The organism is Clostridium sp. AF29-8BH (genome assembly GCF_003478145.1).
GTDB lineage: Bacteria > Bacillota > Clostridia > Lachnospirales > Lachnospiraceae > Otoolea > Otoolea fessa.
On the sequence record NZ_QUEL01000002.1, the window covers coordinates 40,312 to 63,962 of the forward strand.

General features: G+C 48.6%; 23 protein-coding genes and 1 pseudogene. 1 reads left to right on the forward strand and 23 read right to left on the reverse strand.

Annotated elements, in window-relative coordinates:
• Window positions 1-13: 13 nt before the first annotated feature.
• From DWZ16_RS01700 to DWZ16_RS01715, 4 genes are all read right to left on the reverse strand, one after another.
• Complete coding sequence (locus DWZ16_RS01700; protein WP_337377321.1) at window positions 14-1,297, reverse strand: lipopolysaccharide biosynthesis protein; 1,284 nt, start codon at window positions 1,295-1,297, stop codon at window positions 14-16.
• Window positions 1,297-2,157, reverse strand: a complete 861-nt coding sequence (locus tag DWZ16_RS01705) for a LicD family protein (protein ID WP_118522185.1) — start codon at window positions 2,155-2,157, stop codon at window positions 1,297-1,299. The genes DWZ16_RS01700 and DWZ16_RS01705 overlap by 1 nt, the downstream gene beginning before the upstream one ends.
• 119 nt (window positions 2,158-2,276) lie before the next feature.
• Window positions 2,277-2,759, reverse strand: a complete 483-nt coding sequence (locus DWZ16_RS01710; protein ID WP_243021884.1) for a threonine/serine exporter family protein — start codon at window positions 2,757-2,759, stop codon at window positions 2,277-2,279.
• On the reverse strand, window positions 2,759-3,565 hold the full coding sequence (locus DWZ16_RS01715) for a threonine/serine exporter family protein (RefSeq protein WP_022360037.1): 807 nt from the start codon (window positions 3,563-3,565) through the stop codon (window positions 2,759-2,761). The genes DWZ16_RS01710 and DWZ16_RS01715 overlap by 1 nt, the downstream gene beginning before the upstream one ends.
• Before the next feature lie 244 nt (window positions 3,566-3,809).
• Between DWZ16_RS01715 and DWZ16_RS01720 the strand changes: the two genes are divergently transcribed.
• Window positions 3,810-4,403 (forward strand): cupin domain-containing protein, encoded by a 594-nt coding sequence (locus DWZ16_RS01720; RefSeq protein WP_022360036.1) that lies wholly within the window; start codon window positions 3,810-3,812, stop codon window positions 4,401-4,403.
• A gap of 137 nt (window positions 4,404-4,540) precedes the next feature.
• Here DWZ16_RS01720 and DWZ16_RS01725 read toward each other — a convergent pair whose 3' ends face one another.
• From DWZ16_RS01725 to DWZ16_RS15765, 19 genes and pseudogenes are all read right to left on the reverse strand, one after another.
• Window positions 4,541-5,740, reverse strand: coding sequence for an amidohydrolase family protein (locus DWZ16_RS01725; protein ID WP_118522186.1), 1,200 nt, complete (start codon window positions 5,738-5,740; stop codon window positions 4,541-4,543).
• A gap of 256 nt (window positions 5,741-5,996) precedes the next feature.
• A pseudogene (leuA, locus tag DWZ16_RS01730) lies at window positions 5,997-7,663 on the reverse strand (2-isopropylmalate synthase).
• 309 nt (window positions 7,664-7,972) lie between these two features.
• Entirely contained in the window at window positions 7,973-8,527 is a 555-nt protein-coding gene (locus DWZ16_RS01735; RefSeq protein WP_412694266.1) for a phosphatase PAP2 family protein, read from the reverse strand.
• 23 nt (window positions 8,528-8,550) lie between these two features.
• Complete coding sequence (locus tag DWZ16_RS01740) at window positions 8,551-9,903, reverse strand: MATE family efflux transporter (RefSeq protein WP_118522188.1); 1,353 nt, start codon at window positions 9,901-9,903, stop codon at window positions 8,551-8,553.
• A gap of 149 nt (window positions 9,904-10,052) precedes the next feature.
• Window positions 10,053-11,342 carry a type II restriction enzyme gene (locus DWZ16_RS01745; RefSeq protein ID WP_118522189.1) on the reverse strand — a complete coding sequence of 430 codons (1,290 nt, stop codon included), beginning with the start codon at window positions 11,340-11,342 and terminating at the stop codon, window positions 10,053-10,055.
• Window positions 11,329-12,177 carry a DNA adenine methylase gene (locus DWZ16_RS01750; protein WP_118522190.1) on the reverse strand — a complete coding sequence of 283 codons (849 nt, stop codon included), beginning with the start codon at window positions 12,175-12,177 and terminating at the stop codon, window positions 11,329-11,331. The genes DWZ16_RS01745 and DWZ16_RS01750 overlap by 14 nt, the downstream gene beginning before the upstream one ends.
• A 188-nt stretch (window positions 12,178-12,365) precedes the next feature.
• On the reverse strand, window positions 12,366-12,764 hold the full coding sequence (locus tag DWZ16_RS01755; protein ID WP_118493353.1) for a prepilin-type N-terminal cleavage/methylation domain-containing protein: 399 nt from the start codon (window positions 12,762-12,764) through the stop codon (window positions 12,366-12,368).
• Between the two features lie 212 nt (window positions 12,765-12,976).
• A complete protein-coding gene (locus tag DWZ16_RS01760) occupies window positions 12,977-14,320 on the reverse strand; it encodes an MATE family efflux transporter (protein WP_118471470.1) in 1,344 nt (447 codons plus the stop codon).
• 4 nt (window positions 14,321-14,324) lie between these two features.
• The gene (locus DWZ16_RS15370; RefSeq protein ID WP_181357196.1) at window positions 14,325-14,462 is read right to left on the reverse strand and encodes a hypothetical protein; all 138 of its coding nucleotides are present in this window, start codon (window positions 14,460-14,462) and stop codon (window positions 14,325-14,327) included.
• A 239-nt stretch (window positions 14,463-14,701) separates the two neighbouring features.
• Window positions 14,702-15,370, reverse strand: coding sequence for an aspartate/glutamate racemase family protein (locus DWZ16_RS01765; RefSeq protein WP_118522253.1), 669 nt, complete (start codon window positions 15,368-15,370; stop codon window positions 14,702-14,704).
• A gap of 77 nt (window positions 15,371-15,447) precedes the next feature.
• Complete coding sequence (locus DWZ16_RS01770; protein WP_118522191.1) at window positions 15,448-16,389, reverse strand: aminopeptidase; 942 nt, start codon at window positions 16,387-16,389, stop codon at window positions 15,448-15,450.
• A gap of 13 nt (window positions 16,390-16,402) precedes the next feature.
• On the reverse strand, window positions 16,403-17,080 hold the full coding sequence (locus DWZ16_RS01775; protein ID WP_243021885.1) for an AroM family protein: 678 nt from the start codon (window positions 17,078-17,080) through the stop codon (window positions 16,403-16,405).
• A 166-nt stretch (window positions 17,081-17,246) separates the two neighbouring features.
• Window positions 17,247-18,332, reverse strand: coding sequence for a DUF917 domain-containing protein (locus tag DWZ16_RS01780; RefSeq protein ID WP_118469235.1), 1,086 nt, complete (start codon window positions 18,330-18,332; stop codon window positions 17,247-17,249).
• A 42-nt stretch (window positions 18,333-18,374) separates the two neighbouring features.
• Window positions 18,375-19,019 carry a hypothetical protein gene (locus DWZ16_RS16440; protein WP_412694267.1) on the reverse strand — a complete coding sequence of 215 codons (645 nt, stop codon included), beginning with the start codon at window positions 19,017-19,019 and terminating at the stop codon, window positions 18,375-18,377.
• Window positions 18,971-19,687, reverse strand: a complete 717-nt coding sequence (locus DWZ16_RS16445; protein WP_118522193.1) for a cytosine permease — start codon at window positions 19,685-19,687, stop codon at window positions 18,971-18,973. Before DWZ16_RS16445 ends, DWZ16_RS16440 begins: the two co-directional genes overlap by 49 nt.
• 42 nt (window positions 19,688-19,729) lie before the next feature.
• On the reverse strand, window positions 19,730-21,391 hold the full coding sequence (locus tag DWZ16_RS01795) for a nitrilase-related carbon-nitrogen hydrolase (protein WP_118522194.1): 1,662 nt from the start codon (window positions 21,389-21,391) through the stop codon (window positions 19,730-19,732).
• Between the two features lie 244 nt (window positions 21,392-21,635).
• Window positions 21,636-22,418: an IclR family transcriptional regulator gene (locus DWZ16_RS01800; protein WP_118522195.1), complete on the reverse strand. Its 783-nt coding sequence runs from the start codon at window positions 22,416-22,418 to the stop codon at window positions 21,636-21,638.
• A gap of 109 nt (window positions 22,419-22,527) precedes the next feature.
• Window positions 22,528-23,067, reverse strand: coding sequence for a histidine phosphatase family protein (locus DWZ16_RS01805; RefSeq protein ID WP_118522196.1), 540 nt, complete (start codon window positions 23,065-23,067; stop codon window positions 22,528-22,530).
• 293 nt (window positions 23,068-23,360) lie between these two features.
• Window positions 23,361-23,651, reverse strand: a complete 291-nt coding sequence (locus tag DWZ16_RS15765; protein WP_243021886.1) for a hypothetical protein — start codon at window positions 23,649-23,651, stop codon at window positions 23,361-23,363.

Here is a 23,651-nt window from a genome sequence, read left to right on the forward strand (position 1 = left end):
TTCTAAACAAGTTCTATATCCCACGTGCCCGTCTCCGGTACATCACAAGCGACGTCAGTCCAAAGCAGGCAGTCAGTGCCGCCATCAAAAGCAGATACGAAAGCGATCCGCCCAGCAGTCCTGCCGCGCGTACGCAGGGCGAAGAAATAAGGAGCGCCGCTGCCGTCACACCGACATAACCCAGAAAAATACGTTTCTGCTCCTGCATAATGATGAGTGCATAATAAAACAGATTCACATACGCATTGAACGCGCCGCCTAGAATGATAAACACCAGCGCCAGACGGCATTCCCGCAGCATGTACGCAATTTTCGGATATAATATTGAGAGAACCGGAATTCCGAGAATCCAGGCACCCCCGACTGCCAGCACCGTAAGCGCCGCGATGATTGCCGCCAGCCGGCCTATCGTCCCGGCAAATTCCGGGAGCGCATTCCGCTCCCACTGTTCCGAGAGTTTCGTGATATACGGGCGGATGACGAAGCCTGCCACCAGATTGATGACGCTGGTCGGCATGAAGATCGCACCGAATACCGCCTGATACTTGTCCGCCATATTGCCCTCGATCGCATATTTCGCGGCAGAAAAAATATAAAAATCCAGGATAACCGATAAAAACAGGACTACATTTTCTTTAAACAACAGCCCGACACGTCCGGAGCGGACTTCCCAGTCCACCTGCGGCAGATGACCGATTACCGAAAAATCAAACAGGCACACGCCCGCCAGCTGCGCCAGTACTGCCGCCAGGCAGGAGCCGACCAGGTTATGGGTCGCATTCAAACAGCCCAAAAAGACACCGACTGATAAAACCGTCCGGAATGCGTTTGATTTGCCCGTCAGATACAGGCGTCCGTCACGCTGAAATTCTGCCTCATAAGCGTCCGCGAAACCGTCGATCACCTTGTACGCTACCATCAAAAATACCGTCGCCGCCTTGACAAAGGCATAGTCCCGGTTGATCACCGTCACATAAAAAAGCCCGGCCACCAGCGCCGCACCACAGGTCATCAGGCGCAGCCGCAGATATTCGCCAAACGTAAACCGCCGCCTCGTATCCGTGATCTGGAACGGGCGGATGCCAAAATAGGCCACCATAAACATATGCTGACCAAATGTAGAATACGCAAAGGAGAAGATACCGCCCTCATCCTCGCCGACAATCTGGATGACCGCGATCGTCAGCACCATGGACGCCAGCGCATAGAGAAAGCTCCCTATCATATTCCAGCTCATATTTCGTTTTTCAATCTGCCCGTCTCCACCAATCAGGGCGTTCGCTAAATATTTTATCACTACAGTATCTCTTCCTTTGAAAATTCCAGCCGGCTCGGTGTGTGTGTTTTGCGCATCTCAACCGGCGGAAGCTGCATGAAATCGCCGTACATATTTGTCAGCATTTCCTCGATATTTCCCGGAAAATTCATGCGTCTGCCCTCAAATTCCAGCTTCCGGAGCGGATAACAGCGTGTCCGGTCCACGACATTCCAGTATGGGCTTGTGTCCGGCAGAAATGCCATCCGGCGTGTCCGGTATTTATTGTATTTGCGGCAGACCCGCTCACAGCGCATCCGCAGCCACTGAGGCGAGATATGGAGCAGCTTCATCGCCTTGTAGACCATCCCGCAGACCGCCCAGATAAGCTTCGCCTTGATGCCCCGCTGCTGCAGCGTCGGACGCGGAATCGCCCGCAGAATCATCAGCTTACTCCAGAACCATGCCGTCCACGACTGAATCTGGTATAGAACCGGGTTGTCCGCCACATTGTCAAGCACATACAGATCCAGAAAGATACCAAACGGACAGTCCACATCCTTCATAACCTCCTCGACAAACACCGTCCCCTTCTTCACCAGACGGGTCGTCATCAGCGGATAATTGGGATATCGCTCCGCATTGAGAACCAGATACCGGTCGCTCATCTTCTTTTCCACGATCCGGAGCAGGTGCTCAAAATCCCGCCGCGGCATCGCAATATCGATATCGTCGTCCCAGGGAATAAATCCCTTGTGCCGCAGCGCACCGATTCCCGTTCCGGCTATCCCGAAATATTCCAGATGATAGTCTTCACAGATCCGGATAAAATCATCCAGAATCGACAAAATCTCTCCCTGCAGCTGTTTCAGAACTTCTGGCTCATAAAATTTACTGTCCATATCGATGTCTGTCCCCTCCACCAAGCCCGCAGAATACCCCACTCCTGCCGCAGCTGATCATATTTTCCTTAATAGTACGAGGGTATTCTACTATATTTTAAAGGAAAAGTAAACCGCGGCTACTTTTTACCTTCTTTCCCAGGTTCCCACACCTCTATCTCCCGCTTCCATCCAAACAGATGTCCCGGAAGCGAATATGCCGCTCCGATCCCCAGCCCGATTGCGATCGCCATCTTGATTGTATCCATGCCATACTGGAGCGCCAGCGCTTCCTGCCCCATGAAGAAGTTGTAGGCGGTATAGTAGATCGCCGCTCCAGGCACAAGCGGGAAGATGCCGCATACCAGAAAGAGGATCGTCGGCGCTTTCCGCTGTATCGCCAGACAGCGCGACAGCATCGTCAAAACCGCGCTCGCCGCGAAGATCCCGATGATCGGCGTCTGATAAGCTGCCATGACCACCAGATACACGCCCCAGCCGACTGCCCCGCAGATACCACAGTCCAGCCAATACTTCTTCGGGACTCCAAACAGCGCCGAAAAGGCGGCAGTTCCGACACAGGCCGCCAGAAGCTGCCCCAGAATTTCCCCTGCCATTTCCATCAGAGCATACCTCCCATCGCAAACATCCAGAACCGCAGTGCCACACCAACTCCGATCGCAATACAGCCCGCCGTCAAAAAGGCGTCTACAAAACGGATCAGACCGGATAAATAATCATTTTCCAAAAAATTCCGGATCGAATTGGTCAGCGGCACACCCGGCGCCAGCGTGAACACAGCTCCGATCATGACATGATCCAGGCTTTCTCCCAGCCCGATCCAGCACAGCAAACAACAGCACAATGCAAGCACGCTGCTCGTCATGATCGTCTGCATCATCCGGGACGAAGAAAAGCGCGGAGCTGCGTATAAAAGGAACAAATACAGCAGCACTCCCGCCACAAATGCCGCCGCCGTATCGCGCAGGCTGCCCTGGAACAGGTAACAAAATCCAGCGCTTCCAATTCCTGCCGCCAGAACCTTTCCCCGATTTTCGAGCACTTTCATGTGTTCAATCTGCTCAAGGCGCATCCGCATCTCATAAGGACCGCATTTACCCGCCGCAATCTTTCTCGACAGATCATTTAAGGCATCCACCCGGCATAGAATCGTAGGTGCCAGCGGCACATAACAGATGCGGCTGGAATAAAACCGCCCGTCAATCACCACATTTGAAAAAATTCCATTCGCAATCACATACGCATTAAATGCTTCAAGACGCAGCGCCCGCGCCGCATACTCCATCGCCTGCTCCGCCCGGAATACCTCCCCGCCGTTGGAAAGAATCGCATTTCCCAGACGGGTCACCAAACGGAAGCGCTCGATCTGGGAACAATCCTCGATCGAAGCGCGTACTATTTCCTTCATTCTGTTTCTCCCCCTGTTTTTATTTTCTGTCCATCCGTTTTCTCTATCCCATTTTCTCCCCCTTCTATCCGCTCACTGGTTCACTTCTCCAAATCTGCCGCCCATTTCAGCCTTTTCAAAAAAAAACGTTCCATTTTGAATTAAATTTGCCCGCCAAAACTCCCCCTTTGGTTGACGTTCCACCGAAAATCCTGTATAGTGGATATATTATATTAAAGAATGATGCCGCAAGGGGGATATATCTATGGATCATAATGTTACCATCGGTGCCAAGGTGAAAGCCTTCCGTACCGCAAAAAAATACACACTGAAACAGCTCAGCGAAGAGTCCGGTCTGTCCATCGGCTTTCTTTCCCAGTTGGAGCGCGGTCTCTCTTCGATCGCAATCGACTCTCTGGCAAAGCTTGCTACGATCCTCGGAGTCAGTCTGTCTTCGTTCTTTGACTCCTCCGCCGATCAGGAGAAATCCCCGGTCAGCCGGAGTTTTGCCATGCACTGTTCCCAGATCAACCCCCAGATCGTACAGTACCTGGTCAATGGAAATGCACAGGGATTTGCCTGTCTTCCGCGTATCTTCCACCTGATGCCGTCTGCCACCACAAGCTCTGAAAACCAGCTTGAGATGAATCAGCACGACGGTGAAGAATTTATCTACGTTCTGGAGGGTATCCTGACCGTATATCTGGACGGCAGCGAATACTGCCTGAATCCGGGCGACAGCATCCAGATCCACTCCCAGACCCCGCATGACTGGGTCAACAACACAAACCGTGTCGTTAAGATTCTGACCGTACACACGCCGAATCCGTTTGTTCATGGGAATGAAGTCGTATTTTAAATAGTCTGCGCGGTATAGAAACATAATAAAAGCTGTCTCTTTTAGAATTTCAAGATGTTTTTATTTTCTTTTTGGTTTTCCCATCTCAGGAAACAAAAACTCCTGCATTTCTGAAAAAGACAGCTTTTTCATACCTTTTACGCCGTATACACTATTTCTCCTGCCAGATACACTTCCTGCACATCATCCAGCGCACGAATATTCTTTGAGACATCACCCTTTACAATCAGCAAATCGCCAGCCAATCCTTCTTTCAGGCTGCCTGTCTCGTTCTCAATACCAAGCACGCTTGCCGCGTTGTAGGTTGCCGTGCGGATCGCCTCCATCGGCGTGATTCCATAGTCTACCATATAGCCGAGTTCCTGATGAATCGGAAGCGGCGGTGCCTTGTAAAGCACCATATCGCTGCCTGCCAGCACCGTAACCCCTGTGTCATAGAGCTTTTTAAAATTATCCCGGTATGCCTCAAACGCCGGTTTGAAAAATGCCTGATCGTGAACGGCTCTGGCGGCGATCGGGTTGTCCATGTCCACACCCGCCTCGATCATCTGCTTCGTCTGCTCATACAAATACGTGTACGCCGTGATCGTCGGCGTCCACGCGATTCCTTTTTCTGCCATCTGGCGCGCCTGCGCCTCTGTTAAAAAGGTTCCGTGCTCGATCGTGTCAAATCCCGCGTCAATACACATCTGAATCGACGGCTGTGTACCCGAATGAACCGCGATCTTCACCCCCTGGCGGTGCGCCTCATCGACCGCTGCATCCAGCTCTTCCTGCGTAAATTCCGGGATATCGCCGCGGTTGCTCGTCAGGATCTTGACCCAGTCAGCTCCCGCACGCAGCTGTCTTCGGATAGCGGCGCGCACGCCCCACGGGCTGTCCGCCTCCTCGACCCCATCCTGATGTCCGTGGCCGCCGGTCATGCAGATACCTGCGTCCGCATGGATGATCCGCGGGACCGTCACATATCCCTTCTGGCCTGCCAGGCGCAGCTGCTTCATCAGATTGGGCGGGCAGGACAGATCGCGCACCGTCGTGATGCCGAGCCGCAGCGACTGTTTCGCCTGCTCCAGCGCATAGTATGCCACCATATAATCGTCATAATTATCCAGATCCGGCTGGCTGTAGTAGTAGCCGAAATGCACATGCATATCAAACAGTCCCGGCAGGATCGTCGCCTCGCCGTAATCCTTTACCATCTCTTCCGGGTAGCGCCCCGCCGCTTCCGCAGCGTCTCCTATCCAGCCGATTTTTCCCTCTTTATCCAGATACACCGCCTGATCCTGCAAACAGGTTCTGCCATCTCCGGTAATTAAATACTTCGCCCTTAGAATCATTTTCACGGACTTCCTTTCTCTTTTTCATAAGCATGAAATTTTCAGTCGAATATCGTCATTTCACGCAGTTTTTCAGTTTTCTATATCGTAACACCGGAATTTTGTTCTTGTCAATATTGGAATGCGGAGTATCCGGTGAAACCTGTTTTAAAAAAGATGGGCAGGCAGAAAAAGAGCGGCACACATTTCTGCATACCGCCCAAACCAGCGACTGTCCACACACAAGCAGTCACTCTGAATTGATTCATTTTATTTTTTAGTAGAACAATCTGTTTACCGCACTGAAGATACCGCGGATAGATGCTCTCGTAATGTTGGAGCTGATGCCGACACCGTAGGTGCCCGGCCGCTCTTTACATCCATCAGATGGATGTAGGACGCTGCCTGTGCGCCGGAACCGGAACGAAGTGCATGCTCGTTGTAGTCCAGAACACGGATCTCGATGCCAAGTGCCTCCTCGATCGCTCTCTGTACCGCATCGATCGGTCCGTTACCTACGCCCTCAACGGTGCGCTCGGTGTCATGAGCGGTAAAGGTAAGAGTTGCAACGGTTGCGAATGCGCCGCCCTCGTACTCCTTGTCTGTGATCTGGCATTTTTTGAAGTGCATCGGCTCTTTTCTGTCCAGGTAGTTTGCACGGAACTCGTCCATGATCTGCTCCGGAGCTACCTCGCCCTGCTTCTCTGCAATCTTCTGGATAATGTCAGCAAACTCTTTGTGCATTCCCTTCGGAAGACGGAATCCGTAGAAGGAATCCATGACGAAGGCTACGCCGCCCTTGCCGGACTGGCTGTTGATGCGGACAACCGGCTCGTACTCGCGTCCGATATCACTCGGATCGATCGGCAGGTACGGAACCTCCCAGATGCCATCGGTTCTCTTCTGAAGCGCCTGCATACCCTTGCTGATCGCATCCTGATGGGAACCGGAAAATGCGGTAAATACCAGCTTGCCTGCATACGGATGTCTCGGGTCAACGGTCATCTTTGTGCAGCGCTCACAAACCTCGGTGATCTCCTTTACATTTTCCAGATTTAACTCCGGGTTGATACCCTGGGAGAACATATTGTAAGCGATATTTAATACATCGATATTACCAGTACGCTCGCCGTTTCCAAGCAGTGTACCCTCGACACGGTCTGCACCTGCTAAGAGCGCCAGTTCGGTCGCTGCAATGCCGGTACCACGGTCATTGTGCGGATGGATACTTAAAATAATGCTGTCACGGTTCTTAAAATGCCTGTTCATCCACTCGATCTGGTCTGCATATACGTTCGGAGTCGTCATCTCAACCGTTGCCGGAAGGTTGATGATGATCTTATTGTCCGGTGTAGCGCCCCACTCTTCCTGTACAGCGGTGCAGATATCCAATGCGAAATCAAGCTCGGTTCCGGTAAAGCTCTCCGGAGAGTACTCAAGGATTACTTTTCCGTCGTAATCTTTCATATATTTCTTTACCATGCGGGTACCATCGATCGCGATCTGCTTTACTTCCTCGCGGTCTGCATGGAATACAACCTCACGCTGTAAGGTAGAAGTTGAATTGTAAATATGTACGATCGCCTTCGGAATACCCTGGATGGCATCAAAGGTTCTCTTGATCAGGTGCTCGCGGCACTGGGTCAGAACCTGTACAACTACGTCGTCCGGGATAAGCTTGCGCTCTACTAACTGGCGCAGAAAATCGTACTCAATCTGGGAAGCTGCCGGGAAGCCAATCTCGATCTCTTTAAATCCAAGTTTTACCAGGAGGTTGAACATCTCGATCTTCTCCTCTACGACCATCGGCTCAACCAGTGCCTGGTTGCCGTCGCGCAGGTCAACGCTGCACCAGATCGGCGCTTTCTCAATCTCTTTATTCGGCCACTCACGCTCCGGGTAATCTACCACCGGAACTCTCTTATATTTCTTGTAATTTAACATGTCTTTCTCCTCCATCACGCTATCCCTGATCTCGTTCCAGGTACCTCATCATCAAAAAACGCAGTTCCTATCATCCTAAGCTTTGGAGTCGATAGATCACGCCGTACCTTTTAACAATGAATAAAATTACTGATTCTGGTCTAACCCCATCATAATCATCCCTTTTCTATCATAAAAGAAATTATTTCGATTATAGATTATACCATCGGAAATAAAGGATATCAAGAGAAAAACGGGGCAATTACAGGTGTTCTGGCATTACTGTACACGTATGCGTGAACAGTAACTTCTGGCATCTCTTACATAAAATTATCTATTTTTTCTGTCCTCTGGTTTTTTCATCTTCCGTCTCCAGGACCGTATCAGATGCGCCGCCAGCCGGTTTCCAAAATACCCCGCCGCGCATCCCACAATCATGCCGCCCAAAACATCGGTCGGGTAATGCACATATAAATACATTCTTGAAAACGCCATCAGGATCGCCAGAGGCAGCGTGATTTTCCACCATTTTTTCGCCCCGGCAAAGTACAGAGCCGCGACCGCAGCAAACGAAGCTGCCGTATGTCCCGACGGGAAGGAATAGTCCGCCGGGCGGGCAATGATCAGCTGAACTGTCTGATTCACATCGCACGGACGGATCCGGCAAACCATAGGCTTTAGTAAGATATTGCAGATGATCGCATCCAGACAGAGCGCTGCCGCCAGCGCAGCTCCCCATCTTCTCGTCCGCGGAATCATAAGCAGCAGGCATGTAAACAGAATCCAAATCATTCCTGCATTTCCAAGCCGCGAAATAAACACCATCCAGACATCGCCCACCGGTGTCCGCATCTGCTGAATCCAATCCAGTATTTGTAACTCCATTTTCATTTTGCTCCCTCTGTTTTTTACACAACTTTATGCGCGAGCCATCTCCGGCCCATAAAGCGGAATGTGAATACGATGCCCCGGATCGTCCAGTCTGTAAACATGCCGATCCACACCGCGATCGGTCCGAAGCCGTGGACGCGGCAGAGATAAATGCACAGCGTCACCCGGAACGCCCACATACTGATGCAGGAGAGAATCATCGAAAACCTCACATCCCCGGCAGCCCGCATTCCATATGCCGGAATAAATGCGAGCGTCCAGACGATCGGCTTTACCACCGTGATCCATCCGACCATGTAGAGACACATCTTCGCACTCTCCGGCTCCATGCCGCCCAGAATCGTGACCGGTTTCGTCGCCAGAAATACGAGCGCACAGCTTGCGATGATGACGATCTCCGCCACTGCCGTCAATTTTTTGATATAATAGAGCGCCTCATCCTTGCGCCCCGCGCCGAGACACTGTCCGACCACCGTCATCATGCCGATTCCGATACCGATCGCCGCGATGCCGTTTAAGTTTTCCAGAATATTCGTCATCGCCTGGGCTGCGATCGCGATCGTCCCGAGGGTCGAGACGGTTGACTGAATCGCAAGCTTTCCAAACTGGAACATCGCATTTTCGATACCGTTTGGGATTCCCAATGAGAGAATCCGCATAATCCGGCGTCCGTCCGGACGGATATGCAGATAGTCACGCACCGCAATTTCCTGGCTGGAATTGTGCAAAAAAGCGAACACCACCACTGCCGAGATAACGCGGGAACCAAGCGTGGCAATCGCCGCACCGGCAACTCCAAGATGGAAGCCCCAGATAAGCACCGCATTTCCGGCGATATTTAACCCGTTAGAGACGACCGCGATCGTCATCGGAAGCCTTGTATTTCCCTGCGCCCGGTAGATCGAGGAACCGGCATCATAGAGGGCGATAAATGGGAACGAAAGCACCGTGTAGAAGAAATAGATCTGCGCTGCCTCCATGACATCCGCCTCGACGCTGCCGAAAATCAGCCGCAGCAGCGGTCCGCGTGTCAGAAGGCAGACTGCCATGACCGCCGACGAGATGCACGCCACCACAAAAGATAACTGTCTCGCGGATTCCTCCGCATTTTTCTTATCTTTCTGTCCGATGTACTGGGAGCAGACGATCGTGCCGCCTGCCGCCAGCGCATAGAATGCCTGTATCACTAAAATATTGATGGAGTCAACCAACGAAACCGCCGAGATCGCCGCCGATCCCACGTTGCTGACCATAATGCTGTCCGCTGTACCCATCAGGGAGTTTAAAATCTGCTCTACGATCAGCGGAACCAGAAGAATCCGCAGATCGCGATTGCTGAAAAGATGATTTGTCTGCTCTTGTCTGCCCATATGCTGTCCTGTAACTTTCTATATTTTATTCTCTGTCCAAATGGTCTGTTTTTCTAACGGTCAGGCATCACATGCACGGACGCCGCCGCATCTGAGACAAAATTACCCCCTTAGCATGATAACGGATACATATAATAATTCCCATTTCCCTATCCTTCGTTCACCAGCGTCAGAATCCAGTACAGCCATGCCCGCACTGAACTTGACCTTCGCACGATCAGATTCTCCCCGCAGACCTGGTATTCCCGCATTTTCTTTGCGACATACTCCTTGTCCGGAACATCTCCGATCTGAAGGGCAGCTTCAAATAAATCGTGGAAAATCGGGTGTTCCAGAATCAGGCGGACGTATTCGAGCTGGCGCGCCCTATACGGCAGTTTCAAAAGCCGTCTTCCTATCGCCGTGATATGCACTTTCACGCCGTCCTCATCCGTCTGCTTCTCCGCCAGCCCCAGATAGCGGCACGCGTTGAAATAATAGTCCGACTGTCGCTCCTTAAATCCAAAAAGCTGCGCGATCTCCCCGCCCGTCATTGGATTCTCGTTCAGCCGTTCCACCAGTGAAATAACCTTGTAAAAGCTGTCCGCCTGGATAAAGGTAACCGCCGGTTCCGGCTTGACCTTTGTCCGTGCCCAGACATCGTATAAATCATCCAGCGTGATCTCGATTTCCTCTAAGCTGTAATTTCGCTCCTGCACCAGCCGCAGCGAATTGTAGTAGCGCAGGTCCGTAAATTCATATTCCAGAAGGCGGAAAATATTATTCGAATACACCATAAACACCGGACGGATCGGCTTGTGTATCTTCTCCGCCCAGAGTCTCGCCGGATAATAAAGCTGCCGGATCAGAAAATTGCTGTGGACGACGTTTTTTCCCTCGATCAGCGTAAATACATTCTCATTTTCAAATCCGCCGTCGATCTCGACCTGCGAATTATGTACCTGGATAAGCGGCTTTTTCTCAATCGGCTCTGATTTTTGATAGTCGCTGACATAAAACTCAAAATTTCCAGACCCCATCCGCCCCGAAACCGTCTGCACCATGCGATCCTCGCCCAGAAAATCATCCAGAATCCCCGTGATGCTCATAACGTTGATCGCGCTGGCTTCCGAGCGGATGTCATGAAGGTCGATCGACTCAAAGTAATCGGGTATCTTCGCGCTCGTCACCCGCTTGATATCGGACGGAATCTCCGGAAAATCCTGATACAAGTCAAACTCGCCCAGCACATAGCCGCCGCGCGACACCGGAAGAATCGAAATCTTCTTTCCAAACACCCGCGGCAGAGATTCCCGCGTGTCAAATTTCGTCATCAGACGCGGTTCCTTGACCTCGCGGATCTGGTCGGCGGTGATGTAAAACCGCCCATGTTTCTCAATTTCCCGCTCAATTCGGTATTTATCAAATAAAATTCTCCATTTATCATCAATCAAGCTCATAATTGCGTACCAGAACTTCCTGAATCTCTCCGCGCTTCTCCGGTTTCACGTTGATCGCGCGCTTGGCATCCACGTGGTCGATGATGTAATCTTTATATAAATCCTCGATAAATTCGCAGGACGAATTGGAAAGCAGGAACTTGATGCCCTTTGCATTCAACATGTCGCACTGCTCTTTTAATGCGATCTGCTCTTCCTCCCCGAAGCCGCCCGCGGTGTAGCCCGTGAATGACGCCGACGAGCTGATCGGCATATAAGGCGGGTCAAAATAGACGAACGCGCCCTTCCGGATGCCCTTTAACGCCTCGCGGTAATCGCCGCATTTGATCGTAATATTCGCTTTATTTAAATACGTATTCAGCGCATGGATCGTCGCCTCGTTCGTGATATTCGGGTTCTTATATCTGCCCCACGGAGAATTGAACTCGCCGGAGCTGTTGACGCGGAACAGGCCGTTGTAGCAGGTCTTGTTCAGGTAAATGATCCGCGCTGCCCGCTCGACGTTGGTTCGCGTCTGATACGTCTCCTTGTCGCGATCCCACGCCCGCACCGTATAATAATACTCCTCGCAATTCTGTTCCTTATGGGCGCTCAGCGCCGCAATCAACGCTTCCGGCTCTTCCTTGATCATCCGGTATACATTGATCAGCTCTTCGTTGGAGTCATTGATCACCGCCTTGTTCGGCTGTCTCCCAAAAAGCACCGCACCGCCCCCGATAAACGGCTCATAATAGGTCGAACATTCCGGGATCAGCGGATTGATGCTGTCCAGCAGCTGCCGTTTGCCGCCTACCCATTTGAGGATGGGCATGACGAACGGATTTTTTCTTGACATCGGATAGGGTACCTCCTTCTGTTTGTCTTCCGGATACATTGCAATACAAAAACGGGAAATCAGATGTCCGCTTGTGCTCTGATTACCCGTTTATTATAATCGTACAACTGTTCTAGTTCATTATACTTGACTTTGGGGTGGATGTCCAGCATTAGAACCGGAAATTCCTTATGTATTCTCAAGCTATATCATTGTTTCGGTTTCGTATACTCCACTCCTAAGCCTAAGTAACATTTTTCATGACCTTTATTACAATTATACGCAATTTGATATCCTTTATTCTCAACAAAAGAAACTCCACATATTCCAGCCTTCATCTCAGCCTTATGCCCATCTAAAAAAGTCACCGAATTCCAATCATAATCTTTATCTATACCCGAAATTTTAACTTTCGGATTCTGTTGCTGGGTAGACATATAATCTGCCTGTATTTCCGCATAATATGCCCTGAGATTCGCCCAGTCTGCCGCCACCTCTGCCTTGTGCATCTGTGCCGTAAAAATCGGGATTGAAATTGATACCAGTATTCCAATAATAACAACCACTATCAAAAGCTCAACCAGTGTAAAACCTTTCTGTCTCTTCATCACAAATTTCTCCTTCTGTCAGTTTATGTTATTATATTCGTTTTTTCCTCCTAAAGCAATTACATGATGTTGGGGTCAAAAATTTTCCCGCAAGCAAGCTTGCGTCGAACTTCTGACCTTTTGACCCTGGTATCATTACATATTTTTAACAAAATCGATATTCATAAATCAAACAAGACAAACGTATGTATTTCGTTTCCGTACATCCAAATTTATCGAGACGGCTCCACTTTCTCAGCCGGCCAGGATTTTCTCAGTGCCGCATAGGAAACCAGAAAGTTGGCAAGCCATCCTGCCGGCACGGCAAGCCAAACAAAATTAATACCAAAACGCGGTGCACCGATCAACGCCACGGACAGGCGGATCGCAAGATTTACCATGTTGGCAACGAGGAATGGCCGCATGATTCCGAGTCCGCGAAGGACTCCATCGGTCGCCATTTTAATTCCCATGAAAATAAAGAAGTAACCAAGCCATCTCATATAATCCCCCGACACCTGATAAGCCAGGGCGGTTCCGTCTTTTCCAAGGAACAGTGATGAAATCTGCGTGTGCAGCGTTTCAATGACAAGGAAAGCAAGCGCCGCAAAACACACATCCAGCACCAATGCTGCGTGGTAGCCTTTTTTGATGCGCTGGGTTTTGTTTGCGCCAAGATTCTGGGAAACAAATGGGGAAACCGCATTGCCGATGGACACAAAAATCAGGGAAAAAACATTCTCCACACGCATCGTTGCCGCGTATCCGGCGAGTGCCTGTGTGCCAAAAGGATTTACCACCGCCTGTACGATCATCATACCGATGGATACGGTAGACTGCTGAAGAACCGACGGAACAGCAATCCGAAGCATCGAGCGCAGCTCCTGTCCCTCAAACCAGGCAAAGATACTCTTATACCGCCGCATCCGGTAAAAGAAAATCAAAAGTGAAAACACAGCCGAAATGCCCTGTGCGATCAAAGTTGCAAGCGCCGCACCGAACACGCCAAGTCCCAGACCGGCTACCATCCAAAGATCCATTACAATATTCAGGATTGATGAAAAGATCAGCAGTCCCAACGGAATTTTTGATTCACCGATGGAAGTGAACATAGTAGAGAGAATATTGTACATGAACAAAAACGGAAAGCCCACAAAATAGACCCGCAGGTACAGCACTGCTTCCTCCAGAATATCGGCAGGAGTCTGTAATCCGCTCATCATCGCATGGGAAAAACAAAAGCCAAAGACACCAAGGATGATGCTCAGCAGCAAAAAGCTGATCAGTGATGTAGACACAATCGTTTTCATTTTTCCATACTCTTTGGCACCGAAATAGCGGCTCACAAGCACACCTGCACCAGCACCGGCCCCCAGTGCCACACAAATGAAAACATTCGTCAGCGCTGCACAGGCGCCAACCGCCGCCAGTGCGGAGGAACCCACAAACTGGCCGACGATAATGGAGTCCGCCATATTGTATACCTGCTGAAAAAAACTGCCGAGAATCATCGGCATTGCAAAAACCGTCAACGCTTTCAGCGGCGCATCGGTAATCAAATACTCATCTTTTGACATGATCCTATTCCTCCACAACTTCCTGCTTTTTACCCGAAAGCACAAGCTTAGCAAGTACGATCCGTAATTCGTGTACAAAAATTCCGGCAAAACCAAAACAGGGTCCAGAAATAATTGGCATAACATTGTTAATTCGTTTCATAATTTCACTCATTCACTTTCTGCACCACAGTTGCAGCTATGGTTATCCGGTGCCTCCATTGCCTTTTACTGTGTTCAGCAGCTGCTGGGAATGTATGTGTACCCAGCATAATATTTATATAAACCGCCAGTTTTTCTGTCTATTTATATTATAATCGATCTTCCATTTAAGATACAATCATTATACACAAAAAGCTCCGCCTATATTTTAGTATAGACGAAGCTTCCTAATTCTAACTCCTAATCCTCCATATTTTCTCTTCTCAATAGCTCAAACAATGTCAGCAGTCCCTCACACAAAACAGGATCCAGAACCGGAATTCCTACTGTCTTTTCGATGGAGGGAGCAATACGGATACTGGACATTCCTGTACAGCTAAGGGCAATCACATCGGCACCCATCTCTTTCTGCGCAGCCGCTGCTTTCATGGTGGCTTCATATCCTCTGTCTGTCATCAAATCCAGGACATTTTCTACCCCAGCTCCCTTTGCATTGTCTACAATCCGATCACCGAATATCCGCTTATATCCTGACGGTACATCTTCGGTAATCCCCAACACAGCCGGATGACTGCCAAAAAACAGACTCAACGCTGCAGTACTGGATCCCGCTCCTATAACCGGAATCGGTACGGCCTGTCTTGCCTCCGGAACTCCCGGGTCACCGGCACAGCTGATAATAATAGCCTGACAGCCTTCCTTCCACAGTTCCACTGCAAGATTCACCACCTTAGGTACACCTACAGCGAATGTTTCATCGTCATGAATTCCCTCCGGTTGATCCGGAATACATCGTGACACCACCTGGAACATAGGGAAATACGATTCTATCAGCTTTCCATGCAGCTGCAGCAATTCCTCGTCCTCTGTGGTCAGCACCCGAATCAGACCAACTTTATATGTTTTCATATTATACGTCCTTTCTCTCTTGTTTCGTGAAAATAATTTCATGAAGAAAGTACTCCAGCAGCAATTGGGAGTTCTCCTTAAATCTGGAAAACTCCATCTAACATAACTAGCTTGTCATCCAAATATAATGTAGGATTCTTAATAATTCCGTCCATATGGCAATCTGCCTGATTATTTCCTCCAAATCCAACATTAGTACCAAAAGCAATATGGACAGTCTGATACGCTTTCTCATCCTCCAGAATAACACCGATCAGTCTGGCCGCATAGTTGGTTCCAATGCCCAGTTCACACAGTGTGGCATTGTTCCTATTTCTCAAGAGAATCTCCAGTTTCTCTGCTTCTTTTCCTTGGATGCTTTGAAGAACCCCGTCCTTCACTTTCACTTCCAAAGGCTGTTCTAATAAACCGATTCCAACCATAGATCCATCAATTACCATCGTACCATTTGCTCCTGTCTCTATCGGAGCTATGTAGGACTCTCCGGAAGGAAGATTTCCCGCCTGCCCCTTTTCCCGATAGACACCAGAGCTAGATACTCCACGCCGTCCCCGAAGATCCAGCGTTAAAACATGTCCATCTTTCTCTATGCGGGCTGTATTGGCCTTCGTCAGCAAGTCAGTTACTTGCTCTGTAAGTGCCATAACACGACTGTAATCTGCAGTCATAGCACCCATGGCAAACATTTCCTCCGTGATTCCCGGCATTGTAGCAATCCTTGCTCCAGCTTCCGCTGCCTCAATTTTGGCGCGTGTATGCGTAATCGATGTTTTCATGGGGCAAATCACCACATCCGCCGCCTTCATGGCAGCTGCCACTACAGAGGGTGGTTCCTGACCAGATACCTCTCGAGCAGGCATGGTCATTAACATAGCTTCTGCTTTCAAAAGTTTAGCTGCCTGATACAAAGCCTGACCAATGGCATACTTCTCATCATCGGTCACTATCAGTACGTTCTCTCCTGGTTTGACATTCATGCAGTTTGTTAAAATATTTTTTCCAATTTCCGCCAGTTCCATCGTATTTCCCCCCTTATGACAACAGCTCCATCATAACCCGAACTGCAAGTGTCCGGGATAAAATTACCCGTTTTCCAGACAATTTCTGAAATCGTTCTTTCATTCCGATATTATAGCCAATGCAGTCCATTACCACCAGATCCACATCCATTTTCGCTGCAGCTCTAGCCGCCGCATCCAAATCATCCTGGCTACCGTAGGGAGAAGCCGGAATAATAATACTCTCCTTTACATACTGATTCCACTTTTTCTCTGTCTGATCCACGTGCTGCGGTGTTGGAACCACTACAGCGATCTTTCCTCGATTAGACAAGGCTGGCACAAGCCCATTAAGCACCTTGCACGGAAAAATCAATGGCACTTTCGAATGAAACATAGCCGGAAAATCTCCCGTGCACAAAAACAGAATCAAATTTACGCCCTGCTCTTCCAACCGATCGATACACTGCTGCAGCTGGGGCAGAATATGTCGTTCGGCAAACATAACCGAACTTCCGTCCCGAAGTCGCGAGATTAAAGTATAATCCTCTGGTCCTGGTGCAAATGCCTGGATATCCTCCCGAGTGAGCCCATCTAATGCACCTGCCTGAATTAGTTCCACCTGCTCACCCATCAGCGGAAGCAATTCTTGAACCACATCCGTCCTGGGTGACTGCCCAATGGTTATTGCTCCAACTTTCATCTTCACCATCTTAATTTCCTCCATCTTATACTTGTCCTATCGTAACTGTTCAGTACCTTCACAGTCACGCGCAATAAATGCACAAACCTACTGAACCGTTACGTCCTATCTATAAAGGCCCCGCTGCCAGTATTTTGGCGGCGGGGTCTTTCGCATAGATTCCCTTATCTCCTTATCAGAATGACACACAATCCACAATAGGACGGTTGATGATCTTCTCTACGCCCGCCAATAAGTCCTTGTCAAACATGGGAGCCGCCAACTTTAGATGCTGATAACCCACATGAATGAGATAAACTTCTTGGCCCTGCTTCAAGTCAGATGTAGGCGTTGGCCGTCCAGTCTGGCTGTCAAATGTCATAATCAGATCAGGGAATGTGCCTTTGCGCTGTCCATCTGGTCCATCCACCGTCATGTACTCATTCCAGAAAGACATCTCATATCCACCAATCTTAACGATTCCTACATCAAAGCCGCCTTCACTGCGCAGCTGATACTCCTCTACCGGACCGTGAGCCAATATCTCACCGCCTAAAAATTCACAAACCTCCTGCACACCATTTTCTACCGACTTTTCTAATCCCTGTGAATAACGGCGTCCCGTCTCAATCGCCAGTGACAAGCCCCCCACAGCGCTGTTTTTTTGCAGGAACGAAGCCTTCACCGGGTTCCGGATTACAGCCACAAGACCTCCAGCCTCCACAGCAGCTGCCCGCACCAGTTTAGAACAATGATCAATAGAACCTGTAACTGTACATTCCACGTGTCGGCCCAATTCCTTTCGTCCGCCCACACAGGTCATGGTAGTAATATAATTGGGATCACGATGAAGATTCAGGCTTCCCATCACTCCCGTAGGATGAGCACGGCCGTTGCAAGGAGCGTCTATCAGAGGGATTCCCAGCATGGATGCCTCTAGCCAGCCATTGAACGTAGAACCGCCTCCATTCTCATTAGTAACGATACCTCCTGGACGAATACCCGTGCTTTGAGTAAAGAGCTCCACGCAGCGCATCATATCTGCCGGGGAGACAAACTTCTCCTGTGCGGCAGGAGCTCCTACCATAGAGGCTGTGACAACCACGGTTTCCGGATCAATCTGATCCAACGGGGTTAATTCCAGCTGGCTGAACCGCACAGCCAGATCTCCGAACTCAGCTCCGGTCTTTGCCGAACCGCCTCCACCGCCGCCAAGAATAGAGCCACCAAGAGCCGCCCAACGGACATGTTCTTCTGTCAATTTCATTCCAATATGTTCCATAACTTTCTTCCTTTCTATATTCTACCTCAAGATGCTTCCACCTTAATTCTTCTTATTTGCCACCAGATTAAACACCACATGCAGCACAACCGTAGCTGCCATACCATTAATAGCCTGAATGCCCGGAGAGAAAATAGCAACTGCTACACCACCATCCCCAAGCCAGAACGGAAGGCCATTGATAAGTGGAAGGTTTTCGTACGAAATGTCATTATAATTATAATTATGTTTTACTCCAAACAAAGGCAGTACCAAATAATCAGCCACCATAACTGCAGCCATTGGCGGGATTACAATACCAAGCCATGTCATATACGGCACAAAGTAGTCCACCACACCACAGAAACCTAAAGCAATTCCGATCGCGCCCAGAACAATGGTAACAGTGCTCTTTTTCTTCACTTCGATAATGTTGCATGTCGCATTGGATGCGGAGTACAGGTTCTGCTGGTTAGTTGTCCATGCAGCTAAAGTAATAAGCACAGCACCAATGATTCCTGAACCAGTGGCCAATACGCCGATGTAATCAGATACTACTCCGAAATCCCATGTTTCCAGATGCAGAGCAGCTGCAATACCAGCAATTGGAAGCAGAAAATGACCAAAGAAAAGACCAGCGATCCAAACGATAGAGATCTTTATGATATCCGTCTTTGCAAATCGGCCGCAGTCGGGAACAGTAGCCATTCCGGCTGCCCAGCTGCCAATAACTGTGGTAACGCCAGTAGCCATGGTGCCAATCTGACTTCCCGTAGGCTATAAGAGAACAAAGAATCTACGCCAATCAATCTTACACAGTTAACCAGTGCCAAAACAATAAACAGAAGCAACGGAATCGCTGCAAATGTGCTTAACTTCTCCATTCCCTTAAATCCCTTAATTGCTGTAGACGCCATCATAATTCCGCCCAGCACTGCCAGAATCGGTACACTTATCGGAAGATACTGAGACCAAATCTGCCCAAAGAAGCCCAACTGGGTGGCAAACCAACCCACGGAGGTCACACAGATAATCGCCGAGAAAATATAAGTTCCTACCCGACCTACGGTAAACCGAATCAATGACATTGCTGCCAATCCGGTTTTTGAACCGATATACACAGTCATAATCATGACCACCACTAATATAATATCACCGATTGACAGGGCAATGAGAGCATCCCGAAACTTCATGCTGGATCCCAACGCCGTACCTGTAGCCAAGTCTCCTACTACTACATTCCAACATAACCAGACGAAAAACATCTTAATCCATCCGTACCGCTTATTCTGAGGAACCGGAGTATAAATATAATCCTGATCTTCCACGTTAGACTCAGTTGTCACAGCATTCACATCTTGTTTTTTATCACTCATATGGCTCTCCCTTCTTTTAAAGCACACAATCCGTTTCTTCTATCAACTTGTCATACCATGTAGTATGTCTGGTCCCAAGCATTGGCTTTTCTCGAACAGGTTTATCACTGGACATCCACTTTCATCTGAGAATATAAATCGAGTATCCATTGTCATATCTGCAAATCCGCTCTCGTTGAGCACCACCTCATTCCGCGGTACTAGGAACATATCTGGACCAAATATGCCGCTCACTCCTTTTTGAGCCGCAAAGGCTGCGTATGTACTATTTTCATTAGCCCTTACCCTAGCAAGATGATAATGTTCCACCTCCTGTTGAACCTCTGGAATACCAGGAGGGCACGACGGATTTTCCACCGCTGGAACAGCTAAAATATCGCATCCGCCATTGGCCAGCAATCGAGGCACTTCCGTAATAAAAATTTCGTTGCCTAACAGTACACCGATTCTGCCATAAGGGCGATCAAGGACCAGTCCGGCACGGTCTCCTGCTTCCGCCCACTGTGCTTCCCTCTCAGTCAGATGACTCTTCCGATAGTAATGTCGAGAACCATCTTCGCACAAGCATGCTGCTGCATTCCATAGCTTCCCGTTTTCTTCTAATACAAAGCCCAGAATCACATCCACATGATTCTCCATGACTAGAGAAGATAGCTCTTTCCACACAGGATCATCCTCTCGAATGGCCATGCACTGTGCTTGCTGCAAGTCATCAGGCACACCTCCAAGCACCAGTTCAGGCAGAACCAGCAAGCGCTCTCCTTGCTTCCCAGCTTGACTGATAGCCTGCTTTACAGCCATAAACCCTTCTTCCCGATTCTCTGGCTTTATGCTGCATACCGCCGTAGAAAATTGCTTTCCCTCAAGCAATGGCTCCGTAGCATATGCTTGGTAATACTGACTCTGATACCATGGATAACGCTGTAACTGAAGTTCACGGTAGAGTTTCGGGCGGCGTAAAGGAATATCGCTTCGATCCGGTTTCATCTCTAAATCAATCTCAGCTATAGCAATTCCATCCCCATGAGGCTGACATGCCACTACTCTGCCCTCTGGATCAATAATCCCGCTTCCGCCGCAGAAATCGAATCCTTTTTCATTTCCGTGCCGATTAGAAGCAATCACATACATACCGTTTTCCTTAGCACGTGTCAGCCAGATATCTGATGGGATAGAGGACTCGTTCCAGTTCATAGGCGAACACAAAACCTGTGCTCCCATAAGCCTGCTTAACCTAGGTCCTTCCGGATAGCTTAGATCCATACAAATCTGTATGCCTATATTTCCAATAGGAGTATTAAACACCTTTACCGGTTCATCTCCCGTTTTAGCCCATGTACTATCAGGAACATAATGGTGCATTTTTCGATGTCGGCCAATCAGCCCCTCTGGTCCTATAAGAACAGCTGAATTGTACAATTTCTCTCCATCCGACTCAGGAAGTCCTGCAACTAAATAGCAATCTAACTCCTTTGCTAAATTCTCCAATAATCGTACCGTTTGCCCATTTGCTATGGGCTCTGCCATCTCGGCCGCCTGTTCCATGCTATCAAAATAGTATCCAGTCGCACACATTTCTGGCAGGACAATGAGCTTCGCCCCCTGCTCGGCCGCCTGACGCACCAAGTTTGTCAGATCAGCCAAATTTTTCTCTTTGTCCATAAAATGGCAGTCATATTGAATTGCAGCACCTTTGTATTTCATGATTTTCACGCTCCTTTCTATCGTTCATTTGTCCGAGATTCCTATTATAGGAATACAGTTACTCACATAGGAATTATGTTGTTATATTAGCATTTTATCAGAGTTTTGTCAATATACTACATCAAATTCTCATAAATTAGTTTTATATCCATACTTTTTTGCGACAAAAAGAGAATCAGGACAAAAGACCATTTCTTTTGTCCTGATTCCTTATATTATTGCCTATATTTGCATCTGCAACAAATCAATCAGATATTCTACTGTAATAGTTTGAGCCCATTTGATTATTGATCTCAACAGCCAGTTGACGCCCCTGCTGGATATATTTCTCCACAACGTCTGGTCGTTCCGAATCATCTACTCCCCCTACACTCAGACCAGCCACTAGCTGGTTAGCTGAGTTATAGATAGGAAATCCGACGGCAAACAGTCCCTCTGTCAGCCTGTTATGAGTAATATCATATCCACGAGCTCGAGCGTCTTTCAAATCCTCCTTCAGCTGAGCTTTCTCCTCTTCTGCCAACTCTAAGCTATTGAGATAGTTGCTTTGAAATTGGGACGAAGCAAATGCCAGTAATACTCGATTGCTTGCCCCACGAAACAACGGATATACTCCCCCCACAAACACTGAACTCAAACGCCCAGTACTATCTGAAACCACACGATCCACACACAAACTCTGATTCCCACACGGAATCGTAAGATATGTGCTGATCTTGGTGCGCTCATGGAACTTCCAAAGAAAATCGTGAGCAATTCGTTTAACATCCAGCCTATGCACCGCACAAAATCCCAATACCAGCGCCTGCTCTCCCAAAGAGTACTGTTTCGTAAAAGGATCCTGTGTTAAGAATCCCTCTTCGGTCAAAGTATGTACCAATCGATAGGCGATGGTTTTTCCCACCCCCAGCTCCTTGGCAATCGACGGCAGAGACAGTGTATTCTGCTGTCTGAACATTTCTAAAATAGTTAGGGCACGGCCAACCGTCTGCAGGTAGCTCGCATCATCCTTTTTATTTGAATTCATCTCTCCTCCTTAAGTTTGTGATTTTGTAACTGTTCAGTACCTTCACAGTTACGTGATTTTTACTCTCCCGCTGCTTCCCGGTAAGCTTTACTGCCCACCTCGCTCCAGATTAGAAGTCATACCGCACCACCTGGCAGTTTTTTACACCAAAGGATGCAAATTCTTCATTGGTCATATCCGTAAAATACGACTGAATCATCCTTGAAATTCCATTGTGTGCCACCAGAATGTATGTCTTATGGTCAGACTCCTGTTTTATCTCATCCAGCAGATTATAGATACGCTGTGCAAGCTGCAGCATGGATTCTCCCCCTTCATATCGGCAGGCAAATGACTCTTTCGCCGTCTTAAACCCTTTGCCGTCTCTCGGCGTAGACTCCCATTTTCCAAAGTTCTGCTCTATGAGTCTTGGTTCTTCCCTGCAGGGAATCCCGCTCATTTCAGAAATAATTTTTGCTGTATCTGCTGCACGGCTAAGGGGTGAATAGAGAATTTCATCTGCCTTGATTCCGCTTTCTACAATATTTTTCCCGGTTTCAGCCGCCTGCTGCCGTCCATGCTCCGTCAACGGACTGTCTGTTGCTCCGCAGATTTTATTCTCCACATTCCACACAGTCTGTCCGTGTCTTACAAAATAAAAATGTCCCATGATGTCATCCCTTCTCATTAGCTTCGCAAGCTTTTTTATACCCAGGAAATTCCCTGCTGCCTATCATCGTCATACATCATTTCCGTCATTGATAATCCTGGGAAAGCAGCTGTCATAATTGTATTATAACTATACTCAGGTTAAGATACAACTCTATCCTTTACTGGGCACGTATGCGCAAACAGTTCCAGTGCTGTTCTCAAAATCCGTTTCTTTGTGCCTTCTGCCATAATTATTTTCTTCATTAAAGTAACCATTCGATAACTACGCTATGATTACCGAATGGTTACTTATCAAGAACTAATGAATAATTCAAGTCGACGTCTTCCATTTGACTTGCCTCCCTCGAAAACCCTTCGTTTTTCCTCGAACGGCAGCCCTAGATCAATGCCGGCTGCTTCCGACGCCCCCAACTTATCAGCAGATACTTTCAGAACCACACCATACCATTTATTATTGTCGTTGCGCCTCAGCACAGCTTTCCAGTCATTCCAGGGATATTCCGGCTCTGCGCTGTAATGGTCATCCATCTCATCGTAAATAATATGCTCGATAATTGCCGTGGTCTTTGTTGAATAGACCAC